The 24,619-nt window shown below is 72.7% G+C and carries 22 protein-coding genes; 13 read left to right on the forward strand and 9 right to left on the reverse strand.

Going from position 1 to position 24,619, the window contains the following annotated elements:
- Positions 1 to 32: 32 nt before the first annotated feature.
- Genes ID574_RS38090 through tkt form a run of 3 tightly spaced genes read right to left on the reverse strand, consistent with a single transcriptional unit; the run spans position 33 to position 4,841 of the window.
- Positions 33 to 1,634, reverse strand: coding sequence for a glucose-6-phosphate isomerase (locus ID574_RS38090; RefSeq protein ID WP_188194074.1), 1,602 nt, complete (start codon positions 1,632 to 1,634; stop codon positions 33 to 35).
- Positions 1,634 to 2,725 carry a transaldolase gene (gene tal, locus ID574_RS38095; RefSeq protein WP_188193876.1) on the reverse strand — a complete coding sequence of 364 codons (1,092 nt, stop codon included), beginning with the start codon at positions 2,723 to 2,725 and terminating at the stop codon, positions 1,634 to 1,636. The genes ID574_RS38090 and tal overlap by 1 nt, the downstream gene beginning before the upstream one ends.
- A gap of 7 nt (positions 2,726 to 2,732) precedes the next feature.
- Positions 2,733 to 4,841: a transketolase gene (gene tkt / locus ID574_RS38100; protein ID WP_188193877.1), complete on the reverse strand. Its 2,109-nt coding sequence runs from the start codon at positions 4,839 to 4,841 to the stop codon at positions 2,733 to 2,735.
- Between the two features lie 259 nt (positions 4,842 to 5,100).
- Here tkt and ID574_RS38105 point away from each other — a divergent pair, with 259 nt between their 5' ends.
- Positions 5,101 to 6,045: a heme o synthase gene (locus tag ID574_RS38105; protein ID WP_188193878.1), complete on the forward strand. Its 945-nt coding sequence runs from the start codon at positions 5,101 to 5,103 to the stop codon at positions 6,043 to 6,045.
- A gap of 300 nt (positions 6,046 to 6,345) precedes the next feature.
- Positions 6,346 to 7,536, forward strand: a complete 1,191-nt coding sequence (locus ID574_RS38110; protein WP_188193879.1) for a PrsW family intramembrane metalloprotease — start codon at positions 6,346 to 6,348, stop codon at positions 7,534 to 7,536.
- On the opposite strand, the gene ID574_RS38115 is transcribed toward ID574_RS38110, so the two are convergent.
- Both ID574_RS38115 and ID574_RS38120 read right to left on the reverse strand, forming a co-directional pair.
- Positions 7,512 to 8,219, reverse strand: a complete 708-nt coding sequence (locus tag ID574_RS38115) for a SanA/YdcF family protein (RefSeq protein WP_223167502.1) — start codon at positions 8,217 to 8,219, stop codon at positions 7,512 to 7,514. The genes ID574_RS38110 and ID574_RS38115 overlap by 25 nt on opposite strands.
- A 62-nt stretch (positions 8,220 to 8,281) precedes the next feature.
- Complete coding sequence (locus ID574_RS38120) at positions 8,282 to 9,265, reverse strand: COX15/CtaA family protein (RefSeq protein WP_188193881.1); 984 nt, start codon at positions 9,263 to 9,265, stop codon at positions 8,282 to 8,284.
- A gap of 189 nt (positions 9,266 to 9,454) precedes the next feature.
- On the opposite strand from ID574_RS38120, the gene ID574_RS38125 reads away from it, so the two are divergent.
- The 8 genes from ID574_RS38125 to ID574_RS38165 are packed head-to-tail and all read left to right on the forward strand — an operon-like array spanning position 9,455 to position 17,405.
- Positions 9,455 to 10,597, forward strand: a complete 1,143-nt coding sequence (locus ID574_RS38125) for an NAD(P)/FAD-dependent oxidoreductase (RefSeq protein ID WP_188193882.1) — start codon at positions 9,455 to 9,457, stop codon at positions 10,595 to 10,597.
- The gene (locus ID574_RS38130; protein ID WP_188193883.1) at positions 10,594 to 10,836 is read left to right on the forward strand and encodes a (2Fe-2S)-binding protein; all 243 of its coding nucleotides are present in this window, start codon (positions 10,594 to 10,596) and stop codon (positions 10,834 to 10,836) included. Before ID574_RS38125 ends, ID574_RS38130 begins: the two co-directional genes overlap by 4 nt.
- Positions 10,833 to 12,542, forward strand: a complete 1,710-nt coding sequence (locus ID574_RS38135; protein WP_188193884.1) for an FAD/NAD(P)-dependent oxidoreductase — start codon at positions 10,833 to 10,835, stop codon at positions 12,540 to 12,542. The genes ID574_RS38130 and ID574_RS38135 overlap by 4 nt, the downstream gene beginning before the upstream one ends.
- A complete protein-coding gene (locus tag ID574_RS38140; protein WP_188193885.1) occupies positions 12,542 to 13,435 on the forward strand; it encodes a dihydrodipicolinate synthase family protein in 894 nt (297 codons plus the stop codon). The genes ID574_RS38135 and ID574_RS38140 overlap by 1 nt, the downstream gene beginning before the upstream one ends.
- Positions 13,432 to 14,433, forward strand: coding sequence for a proline racemase family protein (locus ID574_RS38145; protein ID WP_188193886.1), 1,002 nt, complete (start codon positions 13,432 to 13,434; stop codon positions 14,431 to 14,433). Before ID574_RS38140 ends, ID574_RS38145 begins: the two co-directional genes overlap by 4 nt.
- Positions 14,430 to 15,395, forward strand: coding sequence for a proline racemase family protein (locus ID574_RS38150; RefSeq protein ID WP_188193887.1), 966 nt, complete (start codon positions 14,430 to 14,432; stop codon positions 15,393 to 15,395). The genes ID574_RS38145 and ID574_RS38150 overlap by 4 nt, the downstream gene beginning before the upstream one ends.
- Entirely contained in the window at positions 15,392 to 16,723 is a 1,332-nt protein-coding gene (locus ID574_RS60520) for an ornithine cyclodeaminase family protein (protein ID WP_223167503.1), read from the forward strand. The genes ID574_RS38150 and ID574_RS60520 overlap by 4 nt, the downstream gene beginning before the upstream one ends.
- A gap of 13 nt (positions 16,724 to 16,736) precedes the next feature.
- Positions 16,737 to 17,405 carry a GntR family transcriptional regulator gene (locus ID574_RS38165; RefSeq protein ID WP_188193888.1) on the forward strand — a complete coding sequence of 223 codons (669 nt, stop codon included), beginning with the start codon at positions 16,737 to 16,739 and terminating at the stop codon, positions 17,403 to 17,405.
- A 334-nt stretch (positions 17,406 to 17,739) separates the two neighbouring features.
- Here the strand turns inward: ID574_RS38165 and ID574_RS38170 are convergent, their stop codons facing one another.
- Positions 17,740 to 18,654 carry an EamA family transporter gene (locus ID574_RS38170; protein WP_188193889.1) on the reverse strand — a complete coding sequence of 305 codons (915 nt, stop codon included), beginning with the start codon at positions 18,652 to 18,654 and terminating at the stop codon, positions 17,740 to 17,742.
- Between the two features lie 84 nt (positions 18,655 to 18,738).
- Between ID574_RS38170 and ID574_RS38175 the strand changes: the two genes are divergently transcribed.
- Entirely contained in the window at positions 18,739 to 19,938 is a 1,200-nt protein-coding gene (locus ID574_RS38175) for an MFS transporter (protein WP_188193890.1), read from the forward strand.
- A gap of 123 nt (positions 19,939 to 20,061) precedes the next feature.
- On the opposite strand, the gene ID574_RS38180 is transcribed toward ID574_RS38175, so the two are convergent.
- The 3 genes from ID574_RS38180 to ID574_RS38190 are packed head-to-tail and all read right to left on the reverse strand — an operon-like array spanning position 20,062 to position 21,943.
- Positions 20,062 to 20,859, reverse strand: a complete 798-nt coding sequence (locus ID574_RS38180; RefSeq protein ID WP_188193891.1) for an ABC transporter permease — start codon at positions 20,857 to 20,859, stop codon at positions 20,062 to 20,064.
- Positions 20,856 to 21,038, reverse strand: coding sequence for a hypothetical protein (locus ID574_RS38185; RefSeq protein ID WP_188193892.1), 183 nt, complete (start codon positions 21,036 to 21,038; stop codon positions 20,856 to 20,858). Before ID574_RS38185 ends, ID574_RS38180 begins: the two co-directional genes overlap by 4 nt.
- Entirely contained in the window at positions 21,035 to 21,943 is a 909-nt protein-coding gene (locus ID574_RS38190; protein ID WP_188193893.1) for an ABC transporter ATP-binding protein, read from the reverse strand. Before ID574_RS38190 ends, ID574_RS38185 begins: the two co-directional genes overlap by 4 nt.
- Positions 21,944 to 22,089: 146 nt before the next feature.
- Between ID574_RS38190 and ID574_RS38195 the strand changes: the two genes are divergently transcribed.
- Positions 22,090 to 22,866 (forward strand): VOC family protein, encoded by a 777-nt coding sequence (locus tag ID574_RS38195; RefSeq protein ID WP_188193894.1) that lies wholly within the window; start codon positions 22,090 to 22,092, stop codon positions 22,864 to 22,866.
- A 472-nt stretch (positions 22,867 to 23,338) separates the two neighbouring features.
- Positions 23,339 to 24,565 (forward strand): multidrug effflux MFS transporter, encoded by a 1,227-nt coding sequence (locus ID574_RS38200; RefSeq protein WP_188193895.1) that lies wholly within the window; start codon positions 23,339 to 23,341, stop codon positions 24,563 to 24,565.
- The last annotated feature ends 54 nt before the right edge of the window (positions 24,566 to 24,619 follow it).

Genomic DNA, 24,619 nt, shown 5'->3' on the forward strand with positions numbered 1-24,619 from the left:
ATTCCTCAGGGGGTGCTGCCGGGTCTGTCATCTCAAACCTCCTGTGCGGCTGCGAGCAGGTGCGCGACTCCTGCCGCGCGGTCGGTCAAATGCAGGCGTACGGCGGGCCGCCCGCGCGTGGCGAGCGCCTCCAGGTCGCCGAGGGCCTGGGCGAGCTGGAGACGGCCCAGGGTGTGCGGCAGGCCGGGGACCGCGACGTCCTCGGTCACCACCCCGGTGATCTGCAGGAACACCCCGTTCTGGGGCCCGCCCTTGTGGTACTGGCCGGTCGAGTGCAGGAACCGCGGCCCCCACCCGAACGTCACCGGCCGGTCGGTACGCAGCGCCAGCAACGCCCGCAGCGTGGCCGGGTCGGCCATCATCCAGGCGTCGGTCATCTGCTCGAAGTCGGCCCCGTCGGGCACCGGCGCGTCGAACGCCGCCAGCCGGTCGAGGTAGGCCGTCACCGACAGGTAGCCGTCCGCGGGGATCGCGTGCAGCAGGTCGGCGAACACGCCTTGCAGGTCCTTGGCCCCCGTCGGCCCGTACACCTCGACCGGGCCGTCGACCAGCGAGGGCGCGCCCGTGGGCAGGTCGGGCAGGGCCAGCAGGGCGGAGGTGTTGTCCTCGGACTCGGCCAGGTCCGGCCGGGCGGCCGGGTCGGTCTCCAGCAGCAGCGCGGCGACGGCGGCGGCGTACTCCCAGACCAGGAACTGCGCCCCCAGGGGTCCGTCCACGCGCACGTCCCCGACGTCCGACTCGATGGCGACGACCAGCTCGTCCGCGGCCCGGTTGGGGTCGGCGCCCACGACCGGCAGGATCCCCCTGCCCTGCTTGCCGGTGGCCTCGGCGATCAGCTGCTCGATCCAGCCGGGCAGCCCGGCGATGGCCGACAGCTGGTCCTCCAGCAGCAGCTTGTCGCGCCCGGCCAGCGCCGCGCCGCCGAGCGCCGCCCCGAGGGCCAGCCCGGGGTTGCCCTCGTCAAGTGACAGCAGCGGCAGCACCTCGCCTGCCTCGTCGAGCAGGCGCTCCACGTCGGCGCCCGCCAGCGCGCTCGGCACCAGCGCCGCCGCGGACAGCGCCGGACGCCAGACGCCGTCGGCCGGGCCCTGGCCGCCGGTCGTCGTGTCGGGCACCAGGTGGTGGCCGCGCTCGGCGGCCCGCCGGCCCAGCGGCGAGCCGGGATCGGCCACGACCACGATCCGGTCGGCGCTCGCGAGGCCGGCCTGCGCGAACAGCTCCTCGTAGATCCGCAGCACGCAGTCGGTCTCCACAGCCTGGCCCGCCACCACCAGGACCGTCGGCTCCAGCGGCTCGGCCAGCGCGCGCCGCACCTGCCCGGGGTCGGTCGTGTCGAGCACGGTGAGCGGCACGTCCGCGGTGTCGCAGATCACCTCCGCGGCCAGCGCCGGGCCGCCCGTCGCGGCCAGCACCACGTTCGTCAGGCCCGCGGCCCCGGCCCGGGCGGCGAGCTCGCCCAGCTCGGGCAGCAGCTCGCGGGAGACGCGGAACGGCACCGCCCGCGTCTCGGCGTCCTCGCCCCACAGCGTGGGGTCGCCGGCGGCGAGCCGGGCGGGCACGCCGTCGGCGGAGAGGCGCCCCGCGACGGAGGCGGCGGCCGAAGCCACCCCTCCGTCGCGGTAGAGCACGTCCATCACGGAACCAGGTTCTTGCTGACGCTCTCGAGCAGCTCGTTCCAGGACGCCTCGAACTTCTGCACGCCCTCCTCCTCCAGCACCTTCACCACGTCGTCGTAGTCGACGCCGGCCTCCTTGAGCGCCGCCATGACGTTCCAGGCGTCCTCGTAGAACGGGCGCACGGTGTCGCCGGTGATGTCGGCGTGGTCGGCGGTCGCGTCGAGTGTCTTCTCCGGCATCGTGTTGACCGTGCCGGGGGCGACGAGCTGGTCGACGTAGAGGGTGTCGGCGTATTCGGGGTTCTTCACGCCGGTCGAGGCCCACAGCGGGCGCTGCGGCCGGGCGCCGGCGGCCCGCAGGCGCTGCCAGCGCTCGGAGTTCATGACCTCCTCGTACGCCGCGTACGCCAGCCGCGCGTTGGCCACGGCCGCCTTGCCCTTCAGCTCCGGCTTGCCCAGCTTGTCGAGCCGCTTGTCGATCTCGGTGTCGACCCGGCTGACGAAGAACGAGGCCACCGACTCGATCGTGGCCAGGTTGAGCCCCTTGGCCTGCGCGGCCTCCAGGCCGGCCAGCCAGGCGTCCATGACCGCGCGGTAGCGCTCCAGCGAGAAGATCAGCGTGACGTTGACGCTGATGCCCTCGGAGATGGCCTGCGTGATCGCCGGCAGGCCCTCGAGCGTCGCCGGGATCTTGATGAACAGGTTGGGCCGGTCGACCATCCACCACAGCGCCCGGGCCTCGGCCACGGTCTTCTCGCTCTCGTGGGCCAGGCGCGGGTCGACCTCCAGCGACACGCGGCCGTCCACGCCGCCGGTGGCGTCGTAGACCGGGCGCAGCACGTCGCAGGCCCAGCGGATGTCGTACGTCGTGATCGCGCGCACCGCCTCGTCCACGGTCACGCCACGGACGGCCAGGTCGTGCAGCTGCACGTCGTAGGCGTCGCCCTTGCTGAGCGCGCCGGCGAAGATCGTCGGGTTGGACGTGACCCCGACGACGTTCTTCTCCTTGATCAGCTGCTCGAGGTTGCCGCTGCGCAGGCGCTCACGGCTGATGTCGTCGAGCCAGATGGCCACGCCCTGGCCGGACAGCTTGTTGAGGATCTCGCTCATGTTCTCTTCAGTTTCCCGTCGTCTCGCCCTTTTCCTGGCCAAGCTTGGCCAGGCTCGCATGTGCCGCCGCCGCCACGCGTTCGGCCGTCAGCCCGAACTGCTCGTACACAGTCTTGTACGGAGCCGACGCACCGAAGTGTTCGAGGCTGACCACTTCGCCGCATTCCCCGACGTACTGGTGCCAGCCGAGCGCGACGCCCGCCTCGACCGCGACCCGAGCTCTGATCGACGACGGCAGAACGGTCTGCCTGTATGCGGAATCCTGCCCGTTGAACCACTCGACACACGGCATGGAGACCACTCGCGTGGGGATGCCCTGCGCCTCGAGCAGCTCGCGGCCCTCCACGGCGAGCTGCACCTCGCTGCCGGTGGCGATGATGATGACCCTGGGCTGGCCGTCGGAGGCCTCGCGCAGCACGTAGCCGCCGCGGGCCACGCCGTCGGCGCTGGTGCCCTCGTAGACCGGCAGGTTCTGCCGGGTCAGGCAGAGCGCGGCGGGACGGTCCTTGTGCTCCAGCACGGTCTTCCAGGCGTGCGCCGTCTCGTTGGCGTCGGCCGGGCGCACGACGTCGAGGCCGGGGATCGCGCGCAGCGACCACAGGTGCTCGATCGGCTGGTGGGTGGGGCCGTCCTCGCCCAGGCCGATGGAGTCGTGCGTCCAGACGTACGTGACCGGCAGCTTCATGAGGGCGGCCAGGCGCACCGCGGGGCGCATGTAGTCGGAGAAGACCAGGAACGTGCCGCCGTACGGGCGGGTGCCGCCGTGCAGGGCGATGCCGTTGAGAATGGCGCCCATGGCGTGCTCGCGGATGCCGAAGTGCAGCGTGCGGCCGTAGCGGTTACCGGGGAACTCCTTGGTCTGGTATTCCTCCGGGATGAAGGACGGCTCGCCCTTCATCGTGGTGTTGTTGGACTCGGCCAGGTCGGCCGAGCCGCCCCACAGCTCGGGCAGCACCGGCGCCAGCGCGCTCAGCACCTCGCCCGACGCCTTGCGGGTGGCGATCGACGCGCCGGCGTCGAACGACGGCAGCGCCTTGTACCAGCCGTTGGGCAGCACCCGGTGGGAGATGCGGTCGAGCTCCTCGGCGCGCTCGGGGTTGGCCAGACGCCATTCGGCGTAGCCCTTCTCCCACTCGGCGTGCGCGGTGCGGCCGCGCTGCGCGACCTCGCGGGCGTGAGAGATCACCGCGTCGGGCACGTGGAAGGTCACGGCCGGGTCCATGCCGAGCAGTTCCTTGGTGGCGGCGATCTCCGCCTCGCCCAGGGCCGAGCCGTGGATCTTGCCGGTGTTGCGCTTGTTGGGCGCCGGCCAGCCGATGATCGTGCGCAGGCGGATGAACGACGGCCGGTCGGTCTCGGCCTTGGCCGCCTGGAGGGCGTCGTAGAGGGCCTGGACGTCCTCGTGGTAGTCGTCGCCCGCCGTCCAGTCGACGCTCTCGGTGTGCCAGCCGTAGGCCTCGTAGCGCTTGACCACGTCCTCGGACTTGGCGATCAGCGTGTCGTCCTCGATGGAGATGTGGTTGTCGTCCCACACGACGATGAGGTTGCCCAGCTTCTGGTGGCCGGCGAGGGCGCTGGCCTCGTGGCTGATGCCCTCCTCGATGTCGCCGTCGCTGACGAAGCACCAGATGTGGTGGTCGAACGGCGAGGAGCCGAGCTCGGCGTCGGGGTCGAACAGGCCGCGCTCGCGGCGGGCGGCCATCGCCATGCCGACCGCGTTGCCGAGGCCCTGGCCGAGCGGGCCGGTGGTCGTCTCGACGCCGGCCGTGTGGCCGTACTCGGGGTGGCCCGGCGTGAGGCTGTCCCACTGGCGCAGGCGCCTGAGGTCGTCGAGGGTCAGACCGTAGCCGGAAAGGTAGAGCTGGATGTAGAGCGTCAGGCTGGTGTGGCCGCACGACAGCACGAAACGGTCCCGGCCGATCCAGGTGGGATCGGTGGGGTCGTGGCGCATCACACGCTGGAACAGCAGGTATGCGGCGGGGGCCAGGCTCATGGCGGTGCCGGGGTGACCCGAGCCCGCCTTCTCCACTGCGTCCATCGCCAGTGCTCGAACGACGTCGACCGCCTGCTTGTCCAGGTCGGTCCATTCAAGGGCTGGCACGAGTTCGGTGCTCAAGTGCTCGATCTCCGGAATCTAGTTGTCATCGGTTGTGCCGGTTGGCTATCCCGCCCACATGGGACCCTAACCGAGTGGAGTTGGCGATCAATTCCATATCCACCCTCGCGTGTCCATGACTGGCGCAAGCCCCCCATTGGCCGGACCGGCCCACCCTGCGACTACAGTTTGTTGGGTTCGCAGAGGCGTCACCGGCGCCCACCCATGGATCCGCTCTTATCAGAGGTTACGCGTTGACCCCGCACAGGCTGGAAGCGCCTTGACGGTGCTGACCAACAGGCACGCGACGGCCCCATCACCGCAGGTGGAGGCGCCGCGCTCGATCGGCATGATCGTCAAGGCCTACATCGCGCTCACCAAGCCGCGGATCATCGAGCTGCTGCTGATCACGACGCTGCCGGTGATGTTCCTCGCGGCCGGCGGCCTGCCGCCGCTGTGGACGTCCATCGCGGTCATGGTGTTCGGCACCCTGTCGGCGGGCAGCGCCAACGCGCTCAACTGTTACGTGGATCGCGACATCGACCAGAAGATGCGCCGCACCCGCCGCCGGCCGCTGGCCCGGCACCAGGTGTCGCCGCGGGGCGCGCTGATCTTCGGCATCGTGCTCGGCGTCCTGTCCACGGCGGGGCTCTGGGTCACCACCAACTGGCTGGCGGCCCTGCTGTCCCTCGGCGCGATCCTGTTCTACGTGCTGGTCTACTCGATGATCCTCAAGCGGCGCACGGCCCAGAACATCGTGTGGGGCGGCATCGCGGGCTGCATGCCGGTGATGATCGGCTGGGCGGGCATCACCGAGCGGCTCGACTGGGCGCCGCTGGTGCTGTTCGGCGTGGTGTTCTTCTGGACTCCGCCGCACACCTGGACGCTGGCCATGCGCTACAAGGAGGACTACGCGGCGGCCAAGGTGCCGATGCTGCCCGTCGTGGCCACCGAGCGGCGGGTCATCCTCGAGTCCATCGCCTACACGTGGGCGACCGTGCTGTGCTCGCTGGCGCTGTGGCCGGTGGCGGGCACCACGCTGTTCTACCCGATCGCGGCAGGCGCGCTGGGGGCGATGTGCCTGTGGGAGGTCCACCGCCTGCTGGCCCGGCTCAACGCCGGCAAGACCGGTGTCGACCTGCGGCCGATGCGCTTCTTCCACTGGTCCAACGCCTACCTGGCGCTGCTCTTCCTCGCCGTCGCCATCGACCCGCTGCTGGCCTGATCCGCCCGGCCTCTGCTCCGGGCGAGATCGGACGGGTCCCCGCCGTGGAATCGGACGTGGTGGAAGTGCACGAACGCCATGTCCGGACGGTGACGAGTGGCTATCCGGCGCCGCCGGCCCTCGTGACCGCGGCGAAGGGGCCGGGCCGCCACGGCGGGCGCACCCGCCGTCCCGACCTGCTGCACGACCGGTCCGCCGCCGGCCACACCGTGCTCCGGACCTGCGACACAGGCCGTGGCCTTGATCGTCACTGTGCCGGCGAGCACGGCCTCCCGCACTCTGATCCAGTAAAGTCACCCTATGGCGAGCCGTGATCCACGCTGGGTGTTGAAGGACCGCCCGTCGTTCGCGTTGATCATCGGGCTGGTCCTCACCGGCATCTGCACCCTCGTGTCCTTCTCGTTCGACGTGCTCAACGGCGCTCCGGTGCAGTTCTTCATCGCGCTCACGATGGCGCTGGCGCCGGTGCCGCTGCTGCTGGCGGCGGTGCTGGCGCTCGACCGGCTGGAGCCGGAGCCGCGCAGCAACCTGATCTTCGCCTTCGCGTGGGGCGCGGGCATCGCGGTGCTGGTCGCCGGCGTGGTCAACTCGCTCAACCTCGACTACATCAAGGACGTCGTCAAGCTGTCGGAAGACAGCGCGCGCAACATCGCGGCCACGTTCGGCGCCCCCGTGGTCGAGGAGACGATGAAGGGCCTGGTGCTGCTGGGCCTGCTCAAATTCCGCCGGGCCGAGCTGGACGGGCCCACCGACGGCATCATCTACGCCAGCATGGTCGGCCTCGGTTTCGCCATGAGCGAGAACGTCAGCTACTACCTGGCCGCCCTGTCCACCTCGGGCGTCAAGGGCCTGGCGGTCACGGTGGTGCTGCGCGGCATCCTGTCGCCGCTGGCGCATCCGCTGTTCAGCTCGATGATCGGCGTCGCCGTCGCGTACGCCGCCCAGCGTCGGGGCTCCGAGCGGGTGTTCTACATCCTGGCCGGCTGGTCGGGCGCCATGATCCTGCACGGCCTGTGGAACGGCCTGGCCTCCTACGGCGGCTTCCCCGGGCTCATCGTGGCCTATCTGACGCTGCTGATGGTGCTGATCGTGCTCATCGGCGTGGTGTTCAGGGACCGGCGGCGCATCGTGGCGCTCATTCAGCGCTATCTGCCGCCGTACGAGCCGACCAAGCTCGTCGGCGAGGCCGACATCTACATGCTGTCGGCGTTCTCCCGGCGCCGCCAGGCCAGGCAGTGGGCCAGGGCCCACGGCGGCAAGCGGGGGCTGCGCGCGATGCGCGACTACCAGCTGGCCGCCACCGAGCTGGGGCTGCTGCACGAGCGGGCCGCCCGTCACATGGTCGACGAGCAGACCTTCCACGAGGAGCAGCGGGCACTGCTGGAGTGCATGAGCACCGCCCGCGCCGACTTCCCGGTGCCCTCGATGCACGCCGGGTCGGTCGCCAGGGGCACGCCGCCGCCCGGCTACGCCCCCGGCGCGCCCGGCTGACTCAGGATGCGGGTCAGGGAGACCTCGCGCGGGCCGGGGAACACCGGGTCGGAGTCCAGGATCTTCGCGTCGGCGAACGCCTTGGCGGTGGCGAACAACTCGCGGGCGGCGTACACGTACGTGGGCCCGGGCCACTGCCGCGACGAGTCGTCGCCCACGCCGAACGTCTCCAGCCCGGCCGTGCGGCACAGCGTCACGGCCCTCGGCATGTGGAACTCCTGCGTGACCACGGTCACCCGGGCGGCGCCGAACACCTTGCGCGCCCGCACGCACGAGTCCCACGTGTCGAAACCGGCGTAGTCCAGCACCATCACCGCGTCCGGCACACCCTTGGCCCGCAGGTAGTCGCGCATGGCCGTGGGCTCGTCGTACTCCTTGCGGCTGTTGTCGCCCGACAGCAGCAGGGCACGCACCTTGCCGGCCCGGTAGAGCTCGGCGGAGATGTCGAGCCTGCGGGCCAGCATCGGGGTGGGCTGAGTGCCGTACAGTCCCGCGCCGAGCACCAGCGCGGCCTGAGCCGCGGGCACCCGCTCCAGCCAGCGCTCGTGCTCGGCCGTCACCCGGTGCCCCGTACTGCTGAGCCAGGCCCACGTCATGGGGGCGAGGGCGAGCACGCTGAGCAGCACCAGACCTTGGTACGTCCGGCGCAGCGCCTTCCGAGAGGGGCGGACCTTTCGTAACAAAGAACACCCTCCGTGGGCCGGGGGAGTGGCCGACATTCCGCCATCAACCCTGGCACATCCGCTCAGACAGTGGCGGGTGCTTCGGTGGGGGAGGGGGCCGGGGACGGCGCCGGCTCGCGGGTGCGGAGCGAGGTGACGACCCTGAGGGTGAAGATCCAGACCAGCGTGGAGCCGAGCACGTGCAGCAGGACCAGGGCGGCGGGCACGGCCAGGAAGTATTGCGTGTAGCCGATCACGCCCTGCAGCAGCTCCACCGCGAACAGCGCCAGCGCCGCCCGCCGGGCCGCCCGCGTCGAGTCGCTCACGTGGAGCGCGAACAGCAGCGCGAACGTCAGCCCCACGACGACATAGGCGACGTCGGCGTGCACCCTCGCCACGGCCTCGATGTCGAGGTCGAAGCGCGATGCCATCGCGTCGCCGGAGTGGGGCCCCGTGCCGGTCACCACCACGCCGGCCACCAGCAGCGCGAACACCGCGGCCAGCAGCACGTGGCCGAGCCTGCGGATGTCGCGGTGCGCCACCCGCCGCACCGGGCCGTCGCCCTCGCCCGCGCGGGCGTACAGCATCCAGCAGGCGGCGATCAGCCCGGCCGAGATGAGGAAGTGCATGCCCACCGTGAACGGGTTGAGCATGGTGTTGACCACCAGCCCGCCCCACAGGGCCTGGACCACGACGCCCGCCGGCTGGAGCAGGGCCAGCCGCACCAGTGACCTGCGGCGCGGCGCCATGCGCCATGCGGCGATCACGCACGCCGCCCCCACGGCCAGCACCAGGAACGTGACCAGCCGGTTGCCGAACTCGATCAGCATGTTGAAGATCGACACCTCGGGGTGCGGCACCGGGATGAAGCTGTCCGGCGTGCACCTCGGCCAGGTCGGGCACCCGAGCCCGGAGCCGGTGACGCGCACGCCCGCGCCGGTCACCGCGATGCCCGCGTTGACCACCACGGACGCCATCGCCCAGCCCCGCATCGACTGCGTGGTCGGCGCCCAGAAGGAGAACAGGCGGCGCACGAGAGGGTTGGGATGGTCCGTGGGTAGCTTCACGTCATCGATGGTACGGGCCTGACCGGCCGGTCCCGTCACCGGGAACGGGCTTCTCAAGCCCCTGCGGGGGCGCTCCGCAAATCCGAGCAAAGGAAGAGCTCCCTGCGGGACACCCCGCAAGCGCCGGACAAAGGAAGAGGTCTTTTCCCTCACGAAGGTATGTGACATATTACCGATGGGGAGGTGGTGATGTCCGACGTCATCGTCGTCGGAGCCGGCGTCGTGGGAGCGGCCTGCGCTTACTACGCCGCGCGGGCCGGACTCGACGTGACCGTGGTCGACCGCGGGCCCGTGGCGGGCGGCACGACCGGCTCGGGCGAGGGCAACGTGCTGGTGTCCGACAAGGAGCCCGGGCCGGAGCTGGAGCTCGCCGTGCTGTCCAACCGGCTCTGGCGGGCGCTGGCCGAGCACGGCGGGTTCGAGTTCGAGGCCAAGGGCGGGCTGGTCGTCGCCGAGACCCCCGAGGTCCAGCGGCGGCTCGCCGGCCTCGCCGCCAAGCAGGGCGTCGAGCACGCCGTCGTGCCCGCCCACGCGTTGCGCGACTACGAGCCCCACCTGGCCGACGGCCTGGCCGGCGGCGTCTACTACCCCCAGGATGCCCAGGTCCAGCCCATGCTGGCGGCCGCCGCCCTGCTCAAGCACGGCGCCGACCGCTACGGACGCGGCACGCTCCGCCTGCGCCTCGGGGCCGAGGTGACCGGCTTCACGCGGTCGGGTGAGCGGGTGACCGGCGTGCGCACCTCGCGCGGCGACGTGCTCGGCGGCGCGGTGATCAACGCGGCCGGCACCTGGGGCGGGGAGGTGGCGGCGCTGGCGGGCGTGTGCCTGCCGGTCCTGCCGAGGCGCGGGTTCATCCTGGTCACGGAGCCGCTGCGGGAGCCGCTGATCAGGCACAAGGTCTACACGGCCGCGTACGTGACCAACGTGGCCAGCGACTCCGCCGGGCTGGAGACGTCGGCCGTCGTCGAGGGCACCCTGGCCGGGACCGTGCTGATCGGCGCCAGCAGGGAGCGGGTGGGGTTCGACCGGACGACGTCGGTGCCGGTGCTCGCCCGGCTGGCCGCGCAGGCGGTCGCGCTCTTCCCCGCGCTGCGCGACGTGCGGGCCATCCGGTCGTACTGCGGGTTCCGGCCGTACTGCCCCGACCACCTGCCCGTCATCGGCCCCGACCCACGCCTGCCGGGGCTCTACCATGCGTGCGGGCACGAGGGCGCCGGCATCGGGCTCGCCCCGGCCACCGGACACCTGCTCGCGCAGGTCCTCACCGGCGTCCGGCCCGACCTGGACCTGCGCCCCTTCCGCCCGGACCGCTTCCCCCTGGAGTCCCAGTGACGTTCCACATCACGGTCGACGGCCGGCCCGTGCCGGTCGTGCCCGGCCAGACGATCGGCGCAGCGCTGCACGCGGCCGGCGTGCGCTCGTGGCGCACGACCCGGTTCGGCGGGCGGCCCCGCGGGCTGTTCTGCGGCATCGGGGTCTGCTTCGACTGTCTGGTCTCGGTGAACGGGCGGGCGCCCGAACGCGCCTGCCTGGCCGAGGCGGCGCCAGGGGACGAGGTGACGACGTCATGACTGACGACGTGGCCCGGAGGCGTGGGGACGGCGGGGATGCGGCGTACGACCTGGTGGTCGTCGGCGGCGGGCCAGCGGGAGTGGCGGGCGCGCTCACGGCGGCGCTGGCCGGGCTCCGGGTGGCGCTCGTGGACTCCTCGGCGCGGCTCGGCGGCCAGTACTTCCGGCATCCGGCCGTTCCCGGCAGGGCGTCCGGGCTGGAGCGGTTCCTGCGGCTGGCGCGCGCCCTGGGCGAACGGGCCGACGTGCTGCCGCGGCACCAGGTGTGGAGCGTCTCACGCGAGCCGGACGGCGCCCTGGCCGTGCACTGCGTGACGCCGCACGGCCCATCGAGCTCCCCGCATTCGCCGGACTCCGCAGCGTCCGCGGGTGCGCGGGGAGAGCGGCCGGTCGTCCTGCGCGGGCGGCGATTGCTCATCGCAACCGGCGCGTACGACCGGCCGCTGCCGTTCCCCGGCTGGGACCTGCCCGGCGTGCTCACGGCGGGCGGCGCGCAGGCGCTGCTCAAGGGCAACGGCGTGGTGGCGGGCCGGCGGGTCGTCGTCTCCGGTACCGGGCCGTTCCTGCTGCCCGTGGCGGCCGGGCTGGCGGAGGCCGGGGCGCGGGTGCTCGGCGTGTTCGAGGCCAATCGCGGTCTCGGGCTGGCCAGGCATCCCGTGCTGGCCCTGGGCAGGCTCGGTGAGGCCGCCGGGTACGCGGTGAGCCTGGCCCGGCACCGGGTTCCGTACCTTACGCGGCAGGCGGTGGTCGCGGCGCACGGGGAGCGCGAGGTGGAGGCCGTCACCGTGGCCCGCCTCGACCGGGAGTGGAACGTTCTCGCCACCCGCGTCGTGGAGTGCGACACCGTGGCGGTCGGATACGGGTTCGTGCCGCAGATCGAGCTCGGCGTGCAGCTCGGCTGCGGGACCCGGTACGACGTGGACGGCAGCCCCGTGCTGCGGGTCGACGACGCGCAGCGCACGAGCGTGCCGGGCGTCTGGGCGGCGGGCGAGCCCACCGGCGTGGGCGGCTGGCGCCTGGCCGAACTGGAGGGCCGCATCGCCGGCCGCTCCGTCGTCGCCGCCACTCGCCGCCCCCAGGCCGGCTGCGCTGACCCCGGCCGCCGCCCCGAAGCCGGCCGGGCTGACGCCGGCTTCCGCCCCCACGCTGGCCGCGCTGACGCTGACCGCACGGACTTCGGCAGCGCCGCAGGGCTCGTCAGTGCCGCAGGGTCGGCCAGTGCCGGAGGAGGCTCCCGTGTGGCGGAGCCTTCCGGTGTCGCGGGTCCTGGCCGGGGCGAGGTGGCGGCCGGGGAGGTGGCCGGGGTGTGGGTGCGGCGGCGGGCGCGGTGGCAGGCGTTCGGGGAGGCGTTGCAGCGGGCATACCCCGTCAAACCGGGCTGGCAAGGGTGGTTGCGTGACGACACGCTCGTGTGCCGGTGCGAGGAGGTGCCGCTGGCGCGCGTACGTGAGGCGCAGGAGCTCGGCGCCACCGACGCCCGCTCGATCAAGCTGCTGGCCAGGCCGGGCATGGGCTGGTGCCAGGGCCGCGTCTGCGGTTACGCCGTGTCCTGCCTGGCCGGAGAGCCGCCCCAGCCACCGCGCCGCCCCATCGCCCAGCCCGTCACCCTGGGCACCCTCAGCGCCCTGGACGGCACCCTCGACGGCACCCTGAGCGACCTCGACAGCCCCTCGCACTCTGGAACACCCGACATGGAGGACTCCTGATGGAACATCGCAGCAAGCCCTGGCAGGGCGTCATGGTGGCCACCGCGCTGCCCCTGCGCGACGACCTGTCCGTCGACTTCGACGGCTACGCCGCGCACTGCCGCTGGCTGGTCGCGAACGGCTGCGACGGCGTCGTGCCCAACGGGTCGCTCGGCGAGTACCAGACGCTCACCCCCGAGGAGCGGACCCGGGTGATCGAGACGGCGGTCGAGGCCGTCGGGGGTCCCAACGTGATGGCCGGGGCGGGCGCTTACGGCGCCGCGGAGTCGCGCCGCTGGGCCGAGCAGGCGGCCGAGGCGGGCTGCGGCTCGGTGCTCCTCCTGCCGCCCAACTCCTACCGGGCCGACGAGCGGGCCGTCCTCGCGCACTACCGCGAGGTCGCCAAGGCCGGGGTGCCGATCGTGGCCTACAACAACCCGTACGACACCAAGGTCGACCTGACCCCCGCGCTGCTGGCCAGGCTGCACGAGGAGGGCCTGATCGTGGCGGTCAAGGAGTTCAGCGGGGACCCGCGGCGCGCGTACGAGATCGCCGAGCTGGCCCCCGAGCTCGACCTGCTCATCGGCTCCGACGACGTGCTGCTGGAGCTCGCCGTGGCCGGGGCGGTCGGATGGATCGCCGGGTACCCCAACGCGCTGCCCGCCTCCAACGTGGCGCTCTACCGGGCCGCGGTCGCCGGCGACCTCGCCACCGCGCTGCCTCTTTACAAGAAGCTGCATCCCCTGCTGCGCTGGGACTCCAAGACGGAGTTCGTCCAGGCCATCAAGCTGTCCATGGACCTCGCGGGCCGGTACGGCGGGCCGTGCAGGCACCCCAGGCAGCCGCTCACGGACGAGCAAGCCGCCGTCGTACGGGCCGCGACCGAGAAGGCACTGGCAGAAGGGCTGAGATGAGGACCAAACGGGTTTTCCACGCCGTCGACTCCCACACCGAGGGCATGCCCACCCGCGTGATCACCGGTGGGGTGGGCGTGATCCCCGGCGCCACCATGGCCGAGCGGCGCGTGTACTTCCGTGACAACCTCGACCACATCCGCACCCTGCTGATGACCGAGCCGCGCGGCCACGCGGCCATGAGCGGCGCCATCCTGCAGCCGCCCACGAGGCCGGACGCGGACTTCGGGGTGCTGTTCATCGAGGTGTCCGGGCTGCTGCCGATGTGCGGGCACGGCACGATCGGCGTGGCCACCGTGCTGGTCGAGACCGGCATGGTGGAGGTCGTGGAGCCGGTCACCACCGTGCGCCTGGAGGTGCCGGCCGGGCTCGTGGTCGTGGACGTGGCCGTCGAGGACGGGATGGCCATGTCGGTGACGCTGCGCAACGTGCCCTCCTACAGCGACCGGCTCGACGCCGTCGTCACCGTGCCCGGATTCGGGGAGATCCCGTACGACCTGGCGTACGGCGGCAACTTCTACGCCATCGTGAACCTCGACTCCTACGGCCTGCCCTTCGACCGCAAGGCCAAGAACGAGATCATCGCCGCCGGCCTCGCCACCATGGAGGCGATCAACGCCGCCGACCAGCCCGTGCACCGCGAGGACGACCGCATCCGCGGCTGCCACCACGTCTACTTCGCCGCCCCCGGCTCCGACGCCCACCACTCGCGGCACGCCATGGCCATCCATCCCGGCTGGTTCGATCGCTCACCGTGCGGCACCGGCACCAGCGCCCGCATGGCGCAGCTGCACGCCCGCGGCGAGCTGCCGCTCGGCCGGGGCTTCGTCAACGAGTCGTTCATCGGGACCCGGTTCGTGGGCAGGCTGCTGGAGGAGACCTCCGTGGGCGGCGCTCCCGCGGTCGTCCCGTCGATCACCGGCCGCGCCTGGATCACCGGCACCGCTCAATACTTCCTGGATCCGCGCGATCCGTTCCCGGCTGGGTTCGAACTGTGATTACGACCGTCGACTACCACACGGGGGGCGAGCCGTTCCGGATCGTGACCGGGGGCGTGGGCGAGATCCCCGGCGCCGACGTGCTCGCGCGCCGCGAGGCCGCCAAGGAGAAGTTCGACGACGTGCGGCGGCTGCTGTGCCACGAGCCGCGCGGCCACGCCGACATGTACGGCTGCTTCCTCGTCCCGCCGAACGACCCCGGCGCCCGCTTCGGGGCGCTCTTCTGGCACAAGGACGGCTTCTCCACCGCGTGCGGGCACGGCACGATCGCGCTGGGCGCGTACGCGGTGCAGGAGGGCCTGGTCCAGGCCGGGCCCGACGGCGAGACGGACGTGGTGATCGACGTGCCGTCCGGGCGGGTCACGGCCCGGGTGCGCATGTCCGGAGGGCGGGTGCGGGCCGTCACGTTCGTGAGCGTGCCGTCGTACGTGATCGCGCGTGACGTGGCGGCCGGCGGCGTCAAGGTGGACGTGGCGTACGGCGGCGCGATCTACGCGTCCGTCCCCGCCGGAGCCCTGGGGCTGTCCGTGGAGCCCCGGCATCTGACGGCGCTCATCGAGCACGCCCGCCGCATCAAGGCCGGCCTCGCCGGTCACCCGGCCTCCCGGCATCCTTCGGACGAGCGGCTCTCCGGCGTGTACGGGGTGATCTTCTACGACGAGCTGCCGGATGCGGAGGGTGCGACGCACCAGCGGAACGTCACCGTGTTCGCCGACGGGGAGGTGGACCGCTCACCGTGCGGGTCCGGCACGGCGGCCCGGCTGGCGCTGCTGCACGACTCCGGTCTGCGCGGCACGCTGGTCCACCGCAGCGTCGTCGGCAGCGTCTTCCGGGCCCGGGTGGCCGAGGTCGTGGCGGAGGGGGTCGTGCCGGAGATCGAGGGCATCGCGTACCGGACCGGGCGGCACACGTTCGAGCTGGATCCCGAGGATCCGATCGGCGCGGGGTTCACGCTGCGATGAGCGCTCTGCCGTATCTCGACGCCGCCGCCCTGGAGCGGCTGGTGCCCGTCGGGCGGGCCGTCCGGGTCCTCGAGGACGCCCTGCGGGGCGGGCTCGACCCCGAGGCCACGCCGCAGCGGCCCGTAGTGGACGTGCCCGCGGGGCAGCTCCTGCTGATGCCCGCCGCGGCAGGACGGTACGTGGGCGTGAAGGCCGTCACCATCGCGCCCGGCAACCCGGAGCGGGGGCTGCCCCGGATCCAGGGGACGTACCTGCTGCTGGACGGCGACACGCTCGCGCCGCTGGCCGCCATGGACGGCATCGCCCTCACCTCCCTGCGCACGCCGGCCGTCTCCGCCCTCGCCGTCCGCCATCTGGCCGAGCCGGGCGGGGGGAAGCTGGTGGTGTTCGGCAGCGGGCCGCAGGCGTGGGGGCACGTGGTGGCCTTCCGGGAGGTACGCCCCATCACCGAGGTGACGATCGTGGGCCGCGACCGGGAACGCGCCGAGTCCCTCGCCGCCCGCTGCCGTACTCTCGGCCTCCCGTCCCGCGCCCTCACCCACCACCCGCCCGCCGCACCCGGCGGCGCGCCTCACGTGTGCGGGGGTGCGTCCGATGCGTCCGGCGGCGCGCCTCCCACGTCCGGGGGTGTGCCTGCTGCCTCCGGCCACGCGCCCTCGGCGGCGACCGGCGATGCCGCCGCTCCTCACGAACACGCCGCTGCCCCGCCCGGAGGAGAGGCGGCCGTGTACGGACGCGAGGGCGCTGTCTCCGGAGGTGCCGCTGCTCTGCCCATAGGTGTCGCTGACCGGACTGGAGGTGAGGCCGCCGTCTCGGGAGGCGAGGCCGGGTCACCGCGGCGGGAGCCCGCACGCCCGGCACACGGGCACCGGGCCGGTGAGACAGGGGGACGGGTGGACCGGCGACTGCGGGCGGACGTGGCAGGGTGGAGGTTGAGCGAGGCGGTGGCGGCGGCCGTCGCGGAAGCCGATCTCGTGGCGTGCTGCACCACCGCCAGAAAACCCCTGTTCCCCGGTATGCTCGCCCGCGACGGCGTAACCGTCGTCGCCGTCGGGTCGCACGAGCCCGGCGCCCGCGAGCTCGACGGCGACCTCGTCGCCCGCGCCACCGTGGTCGTCGAGGCCAGGGCGGCCGCCCTGGCGGAGGCCGGAGATGTGGTCATCCCCATCCGTCAAGGTACGATCACCACTGGTCATCTCGCCGGGAACCTCGCCGAGCTGATCGCCGGGGAGGTGCTCGCCGGCCCTGGGCCGCGCGTGTTCAAGAGCACGGGCATGGCGTGGGAGGACCTCGTGGTCGCGGCTGCCGCCTACGAGGCGTGGAAGTAGGAGGGATGGGCGGATGGCTGCCGAGGATCGCCTCGACCTGCCGATGGTGGGGGAGCGCCAGAGCCTGCGCGAGCAGGTCGCGCACGCGCTGCGGGCCGCGCTGATCACCGGTGAGATGCGGCCCGGGGTGGTCTACTCCGCGCCGGTGCTGGCCGCGCAGTTCGGCGTGTCCGCCACGCCCGTACGCGAGGCCATGCTCGACCTGGCCAAGGAGGGCCTGGTCGAGGCGGTGCGCAACAAGGGCTTCCGGGTGACCGAGCTGTCCGACCGCGACCTCGACGAGCTCACCGAGATCCGCCAGCTCATCGAGGTGCCCACGGTGGCGCGGCTGGCCGACAGCTCGCGGACCGAGGAGTTCGAGCGGCTCAGGCCCATCGCCGAGGAGATCGTCGCGGCCAGCGAGCGGGGCGACCTGCTCGCGTACGTCGACGCCGACCTGCGCTTCCACGTCGAGCTGCTGGCCCTGTCCGGCAACGCCCACCTCGTCTCGGTCGTCCGCGACCTGCGCAACAGGGCCAGGCTCTACGGCCTGTCACAGCTGTCCGAGCGCGGCACGCTGGGCGACTCGGCCAGGGAGCACCTGGCGCTGCTCGACGCGCTCAAGAGCGGCGACAGCGCGGCCGTCGCGCAGATCATGGACGAGCACATCGGCCATGTACGCGGCATCTGGGCTGAACACTGATTTCCGACATTCTGGGATCGGGCACCCGTCAATAGAGGTACTCTCATTCCGGGCTGACTGAGCGAGGAAAACCGCCGGAGGCCCGTCCCGTGGCCGTGGTCCCACGCCGGACCGGCCACGTCCGCCCGCCCGCCGGAGATTCGGCGAGGGGCGGCATCAAGCCTGGTCAAGCGGAACCCCGCACTCCGCTGACCTTCCGCGGGCTCGGCACAACCCCGCCCACCGACGCCGAGCCCCTCCGCCGCGCGCCCGAGAGACCCCATCCTGGGCGCGCGGCGGCCCTCCTCCCACGACGACGGCTCGCCCAGCCGTCTTTAGCGGCCCCGCCGGGCTGCTACTTCTTCGCCCGCCTCGTCGAGCCCAGGCTGGCGGCCACGATGCAGATGATCGCCGCCCACTGCTGCACATGCAGGATCTCGCTCAGCAGCAGCACCCCGATCAGCGCCGCCACCGCCGGCTCCAGGCTCATCAGGATGCCGAAAACATGCTTGGGCATGCGCCGCAGCGCCTGCAGCTCCAGCGAGTACGGGATCACCGATGACAGCAGCGCCACACCCAGCCCGATGAGCACCAGCTCCGGCTGCAGCAGGTCGGCGCCGCCCGTCGTGATCCCGACCGGCGCGATCAGCACGCTCGACACGATCATCGCGATCGCCAGCCCGCTCGTCCCCGGAAAGCGCCGCCCCGCCGCCGCGGACAGCAGGATGTAGGCGGCCCAGCAGGCGCCGGCCACCATCGCGAACCCGATGCCGACCCAGCTCACCGACGCCGACTCGCCCCACGGCGCGAGCAGCACCACGCCCAGGCCCGCCAGCCCGATCCACACCAGGTCGAGCCTGCGCCGCGAAGCCGCCAGGGCCACGCCCAGCGGCCCGAGGAACTCGATCGCCACCGCGATGCCCATCGGCAGCCGCGAGAGCGCCTCGTAGAACGACAGGTTCATGACGGCCAGCGTCACGCCGAACCCGAGGCCCACCGCCCAGTCGCGCCAGGCCAGCCCCTTCAGCCGCGGCCTGACGAACGCGCCCATGATCAGCGCCCCGGCCGCGATGCGCAGGAATACCACGGCGCTCGGCGGCAGCGCCGTGAACAGCTCCTTGGCGAACCCGGCGCCGAGCTGCACCGAGACGATCCCCAGCAGCACCAGTGAGGAGGGCGGGATCGAGTCCGCGGCCGTCCGCAGCAGGTGGCCAGATCTGGACAGGCCGGAGCCGCGATCGAACGGGTCGTCGAGGGCGAAGGCGGTCACGGGACTCCTCGGGAGGAACGTCTGAGTACGACCGGTCGAGCCTACCCGCGGCGGGTGACATTCCCGGACTTAGGGTGGTGCCACATGGAAGCCCCCGCCGCCCTCGCCCGGCCCCCGCTCGGCCTGTCGATCGCCTCGTTCGTCAGCAGCTTCGACCGCTTCGCCGTCAGCCCGATGCTCGTGGTGATCGCCACCGACCTGAACGTCCCGCTGTCGGCGTCCGTCGCCGCCGCCAGCGGCTACTACCTGGCGTACGGGCTGACGCAGCCGCTCTGGGGCGTGCTGTCCGACCGGTTCGGCCGGGTGCGGGTGATGCGCGGCGCGTTGCTCGTCGCGGCGCTGGCGGGGCTGGTGTCGGCGCTGATGCCGACGCTGGGAGCGCTGGTGGCGGCCAGGGTCGTGGCCGGCGCCTGCTTCGGCGCGGTGATCCCCACGGGCCTGACGTACGTGGGCGACACCGTGGAGCCCGCCGTGCGGCAGCGCGCGCTCACGGACCTGATGGGCGCCGCCGCGCTCGGCACGGCCGCGGCCACGGGCCTGGGCGGCGCTCTGGCTGGGCTGGTGAACTGGCGGGTCGCCTTCGCCGTGCCGGCCGCCTGCGCCCTGATCTGCGCTCTCGCACTGCGCACGCTGCCGGAGCCGTCCCGTGCCCGGCACCGGGGAGCAGCACCCGGCGTGTCCCGGTACGTGGGCATGGTCCTCGGGCAGCGGTGGGCCCTGCTCGTCTTCGCGCTGGCGTTCACCGAAGGCGCGATCATGCTCGGCGCCATGCCGTTCCTGGCGACCGCGCTGGAGCACGCGGGCGTGGCCGCGGCCGTGGCGGGCCTCGGCATCACCGCGTACGGACTGGGCCTGTGGGCATTGTCGAAACTGGTCAAGTGGCTGTCGGGGCGCTGGCCGGTGCCGGTGCTGATGACCGTGGGCGGCACGCAGCTGTGCGTGGGCTTCGCGCTCGTGTCGGCGCACGTGAACATGGTCACCGTGGCGGTGACGGCGCTGCTGCTCGGCGGAGGCTGGTCCTTCCTGCACTCCTCGCTGCAGACCTGGGCCACCTCGGTGGTGCCGGAGGCCAGGGGCACCACGATCGCGTTCTTCGCCTCCGCGCTGTTCGTGGGCAGCGCGGTCGCGTCGTGGGCGGCCGGGCCGCTGGCCGAGGCGGGACGCTATCCGCTGCTGTTCGGCATCGCCGCGGCCGCCGCGATCCCGCTGACCGCGATCGCCGCCCTCACCCGCCGCCGCTACGGCGCCCTCCAGGCCGACCGGCCTCAGCCCCAGCCCGAGTGAGTCCCGGACCCGGCATCGCGCGCCCGCATCGCGGACCCGGCATCGCGCACCTGCATCGCGGGCACCTGCACCGCGCGCACCCACACCGCGCCGGGCGTCTCTCCCAGCGAAACAGGCCGGGCGTCACTCCCAGCGGAACGTGCGCGACACCAGCGCCAGCGACACCACAGCCCAGGCGGCGAGCACGGCCAGCGGGCCCAGCGGCAGCGCCGCGCCCTCGGCGAGCACCGAGCGCAGCCCGCCGGTCAGCGCCGAGATGGGCAGCGCCTCCAGCACCGGCCGCACGCCCTCGGGGAACTTCGACAGCGGGAAGATCACCCCGCCGGCGCCCAGCAGCACCAGGTAGACGAGGTTGGCCGCGGCCAGCGTCGCCTCCGCCCGCAGCACGCCCGCCATCAGCAGCCCGAGCCCGCTGAACGCGGCCGTGCCCAGCACGACCAGCAGCGCCGCGCCCAGGAACGACCCCTGCGGTCGCCACCCCAGCGCCAGCCCCACGGCCACGATCAGTACGGCCTGGATGCCCTCCACCGCCACCACGGCGGCCGTCTTGGCCATCATGAGCCCGGCCCGGGACAGCGGCGTCGCGCCCAGCCGCTTGAGCACGCCGTAACGGCGCTCGAAGCCGGTCGCGATGGCCTGCCCCGTGAACGCCGTGGACATCACGGCCAGCGCCAGCACGCCCGGCGCCAGGAAGTCGATGCGGCGGCCGCCGCCGACGTCGATCAGCGGCGCCAGCGAGAAGCCGACCAGCAGCAGCACCGGGATGATCAGCGTGAGCAGCAGCTGCTCGCCGTTCCGGAGCATCGCGCGGATCTCCGCGCCCGCCTGGGCGAGCACCATGCGCGGGAACGGCGCCGCGCCCGGTGCGGGGGTGAAGTCCAGCGCGGCCGCGCCACCAGAGCCCCGCTCGCGCCCGCTCATCGCGACCTCCATCCGGCGAGAAGGACGGCGGAGGACGCACCCGTCGCGGCCTCTCGTCCAGTGAGGAGGACGGCGGGGGACGCGCCTGTCGCGGGCTGCTGTCCGGTGAAGAGGATCGTGGCGGACGTGCTCGTCGCGGGCTCCCTGCCGATGGTGAGGATCGTGGCGGACGCGGTCATCGCAGCTCCCTGCCGGTCAGCTCGAGGAAGACGTCCTCGAGGGTGCGCCGCTCGATGCGCAGGTCGTCGGCCGTGACGCCCTCGGCCGCGCACCAGGCCGTCACCGTGGCCAGCAGCTCCGGCCCCACCAGGCCCTCGATGATGTAGTGCCCCGCGGGCGACTCCTTGGCCGCGCTGCCCGCAGGGAGCGCGTTGAGCAGCTCCTCCAGCGCCAGACCCGGCCGGGCCCGGAACCTGAGCTGCCGCTCCGCACCGGTCAGCGAGGCGGGCGTGCCCTCGGCCACCACGCGCCCCCTGTCGATGATCACCACGTGGTCGGCCAGCCGCTCCGCCTCGTCCATGTGGTGCGTGGTCAGCACCACCGACACGCCGGCCTGCCGCAGCTCGCCCACCAGCTCCCAGCAGGCGTGCCGGGCCTGCGGGTCCAGCCCGGCCGTCGGCTCGTCGAGGAAGACCAGCTCGGGACGCCCGATCACGGCCGCCGCCAGCGACAGCCGCTGCTGCTGCCCGCCCGACAGCCGCCGGTACGGGGTGCGCACGTGATCGGACAGCCCCAACCGCGCCAGCAGCGCGCCGGAGTCGAGCGGACGGGCGTAGAAGCGCGAGACCAGCCGCAGCCACTCGCCGCAGCGCATCGCCGGCGGCACCCCGCCCGCCTGAAGCATGACCCCCACCCGCGGCCGCAGCTCGGGCCGGTCGGGCGCCAGCCCGAGGACCCTGACGGTGCCCGAGTCGGCCGCGCGGAACCCCTCGCAGATCTCGACCGTGGACGTCTTGCCCGCGCCGTTGGGACCCAGGACGGCGGTCACCGCGGCGCGCTCGGCACGGAGGGAGAGGCCGTCGATGGCGGTGGTGCCGCCGTAGCGTTTGACCAGGTCGACGATCTCGACGGCTGGGGATTCCATGGCCATGAGTTTAGGGACTACGCCACGCGCTCCGGGCCGTAGGTGTGCTTGGCCGGAAATGGACAGGTCTTGACCCGGCGGTTTCCCGAAAACCCTCGCACCCGGGTGAGAGTCTGACCGTGAGCTCCACGTCCCAGGAGGTTGCGATGTCGCAACGTAGTGGTTATGACCCCGGAGTCCCGTGCTGGGTGGATTTGTCCAGCACCGACGTCGCCGCATCCGCCCGCTTCTACGGCGCGATCTTCGGCTGGGAGGCCGACATGGTCGACGACCCGGCGGCCGGCGGCTACGGCATGTTCGTCTACCAGGGCAAGAAGGTGGCCGGGCTGGGCCCGGTCATGGCCGAGGGCATGCCCTCGGCCTGGAACACGTACGTCGCCACCGACGACGTCGCGGCCCTCGCCGGCCGGGTGCGGGAGGCGGGCGGCACCGTCGTCATGGAGCCTATGGCGGTCTTCGAGGAGGGCAGCATGGCCGTCTTCCGCGCCCCCGACGGCTCCCACACCGGTGCCTGGCAGGCGGGCAACCACCACGGCGCCGAGCTGGTCAACGAGCCCGTCTCGCTCTGCTGGAACGAGCTGGTCAGCCGCGATCCGGCTGCCGCAGAGCGGTTCTACTCCACCGTCTTCGGATGGCGGCCCGAGCTGCTCGACATGGGCGGCATGAAATACACCGAGTGGCACTCGGGCGAGCCGGCCATCGCCGGCATGATGGAGATGCCCGCCGACTACCCACAGGGCACGCCGTCCTTCTGGATGACGTACTTCGCGGTCGCGGACCTCGACGCCACCACCGCGGCCGCCGAGCGGGCGGGCGCAGCGGTGCTGGTCAGGGCGATGGACGCGCCGCCCGGGCCGTTCTCGGCACTCATGGACCCGCAGGGCGCCGTGTTCTCGATCATCCAGCTCCACGAGACCTCGTAAGGGCTGTGGCTTACTCGTAAGGGCCGCGGCGGCGTAAGGTCACCGCCGATCCGGGCGCGCCCCCAGGTTTCCGGGCGCGCCTGCCGCGGCCACGGCCTGCACTGTCCGCGAGCTGTGGCCCGCACCGTCCGTCTGATGTGCCTCGGCCCGCGCCTGTGCGTCGGGCTGCGCACGTGGGCAGATGCGTCCGCGCCGGCGAGCGAGACGCGGGCGAGCCGAAGGACGCCCTGGTATAGGGAGGCCGGGAGAGGCGATGGCTGCCTATGCGCAGATGCGGGGAGTCGGCAGGCACCCTCGACGTGCCTACTGCGCGACGAACCTACGGCGCCCCGACAAGCGAGCACGCGGCCAGGTGGGCCGGGACTTCGGTGGCGGAAATATCTGATGACCGGGAATTCGGAGGACCGGATTAGGGTTTGAGCTCTGGGCCCCCGTGGGCCGGATTCGGCCTGCGAGGGAGAGGGGATCACGCATGTCCGTGGCAGAAGCCACGTCCACCGTCGTCCGACCGAAGCAGGAGGGCCGCCGCGGACTGCTGCTGGTGATCCTGGGCGCGCTGTCGGCCATCGGACCCCTCTCCATCGACATGTACCTCCCCGCGCTGCCCGCCATCACCTCCGAGATGCTCAGCGCGCCCGCCCAGGTCCAGCTCACCCTCACCGCCTGCCTCATCGGCGTCTCCGTCGGCCAGGTCATCGCCGGCCCGGTGAGCGACGTGCGCGGCCGCAGGGTGCCGCTGATCGTCGGAGTGGCGGGGTTCATGGTGGCCTCGCTGCTGTGCGCGTTCGCCCCGTCGGTGCCCATGCTCATCGCCTTCCGCCTGCTCCAGGGCATCCTCGGCGGCGCGGCCCTGGTCATCGTGCGCGCGGTCGTGCGCGACCTGTACGACGGCGCCGCCATCGCCCGCATCTTCGCCACGCTCATGCTGGTCAGCGGCCTGGCGCCGATCCTGGCGCCGATCGCGGGGGCGCAGCTCCTGACGTTCACCTCGTGGCGGGGCGTGTTCGTGGCGCTCAGCGTCGCGGGCCTGGTGCTGCTGCTGGCCGTGCTCCCGGGCGTGCGCGAGACGCTGCCCGCCGACCAGCGGGAGAGCGGCGGGCTGAAGCACACCGTGCGCACGTTCTGGCAGCTCCTGCGCGACCGGTCCTTCATGGGGTACGCGCTCACCGGCGGCCTGGCGTTCTCGGCGATGTTCGGCTACATCTCCGGCTCGCCGTTCGTGCTGCAGGAGGTCTACGGCGCCACGCCGCAGCAGTACTCGCTCATCTTCGGACTCAACGCCCTCGGCCTGACCGCCATGGCCCAGGTCGGCGGCCGCCTGTCGGGCAGGGTGCCGCCGGTCGCCCTGGTCGTCGCCGGGCTGACCACCGCACTGACCGGCGCCGGCCTGCTGCTGACCGCCGCGCTCACCGGGCTCGGCCTGTGGTGGATCGTGGGCGGCCTGTTCGTGATCATGCTGGGCCAGGGCCTGGTGCTGCCCGGCACGGGCGCGCTCGCGCTCGCCTCGCAGCCCGCCCAGGTCGCGGGCAGCGCCTCCGCCCTGCTCGGCGTGCTCCAGTTCGCGCTCGGCGCGCTGGCCGCCCCGCTGGTCGGCCTGGCGGGCGCCGGCACCGCGGTGCCCATGGCGGGGGTCATGCTCGGGCTCGTCTCCTGTGCGGCCCTGAGCTTCGCCGTGCTGGCCCGTCCATGGGTTAGGTAAGGCTACCCTGCGTGACAAATTCCATTGCCGGCCTGCTCCGATTCGTTTGTGAAG

This window comes from Nonomuraea sp. SYSU D8015 (genome assembly GCF_008065375.1).
GTDB lineage: Bacteria > Actinomycetota > Actinomycetes > Streptosporangiales > Streptosporangiaceae > Nonomuraea.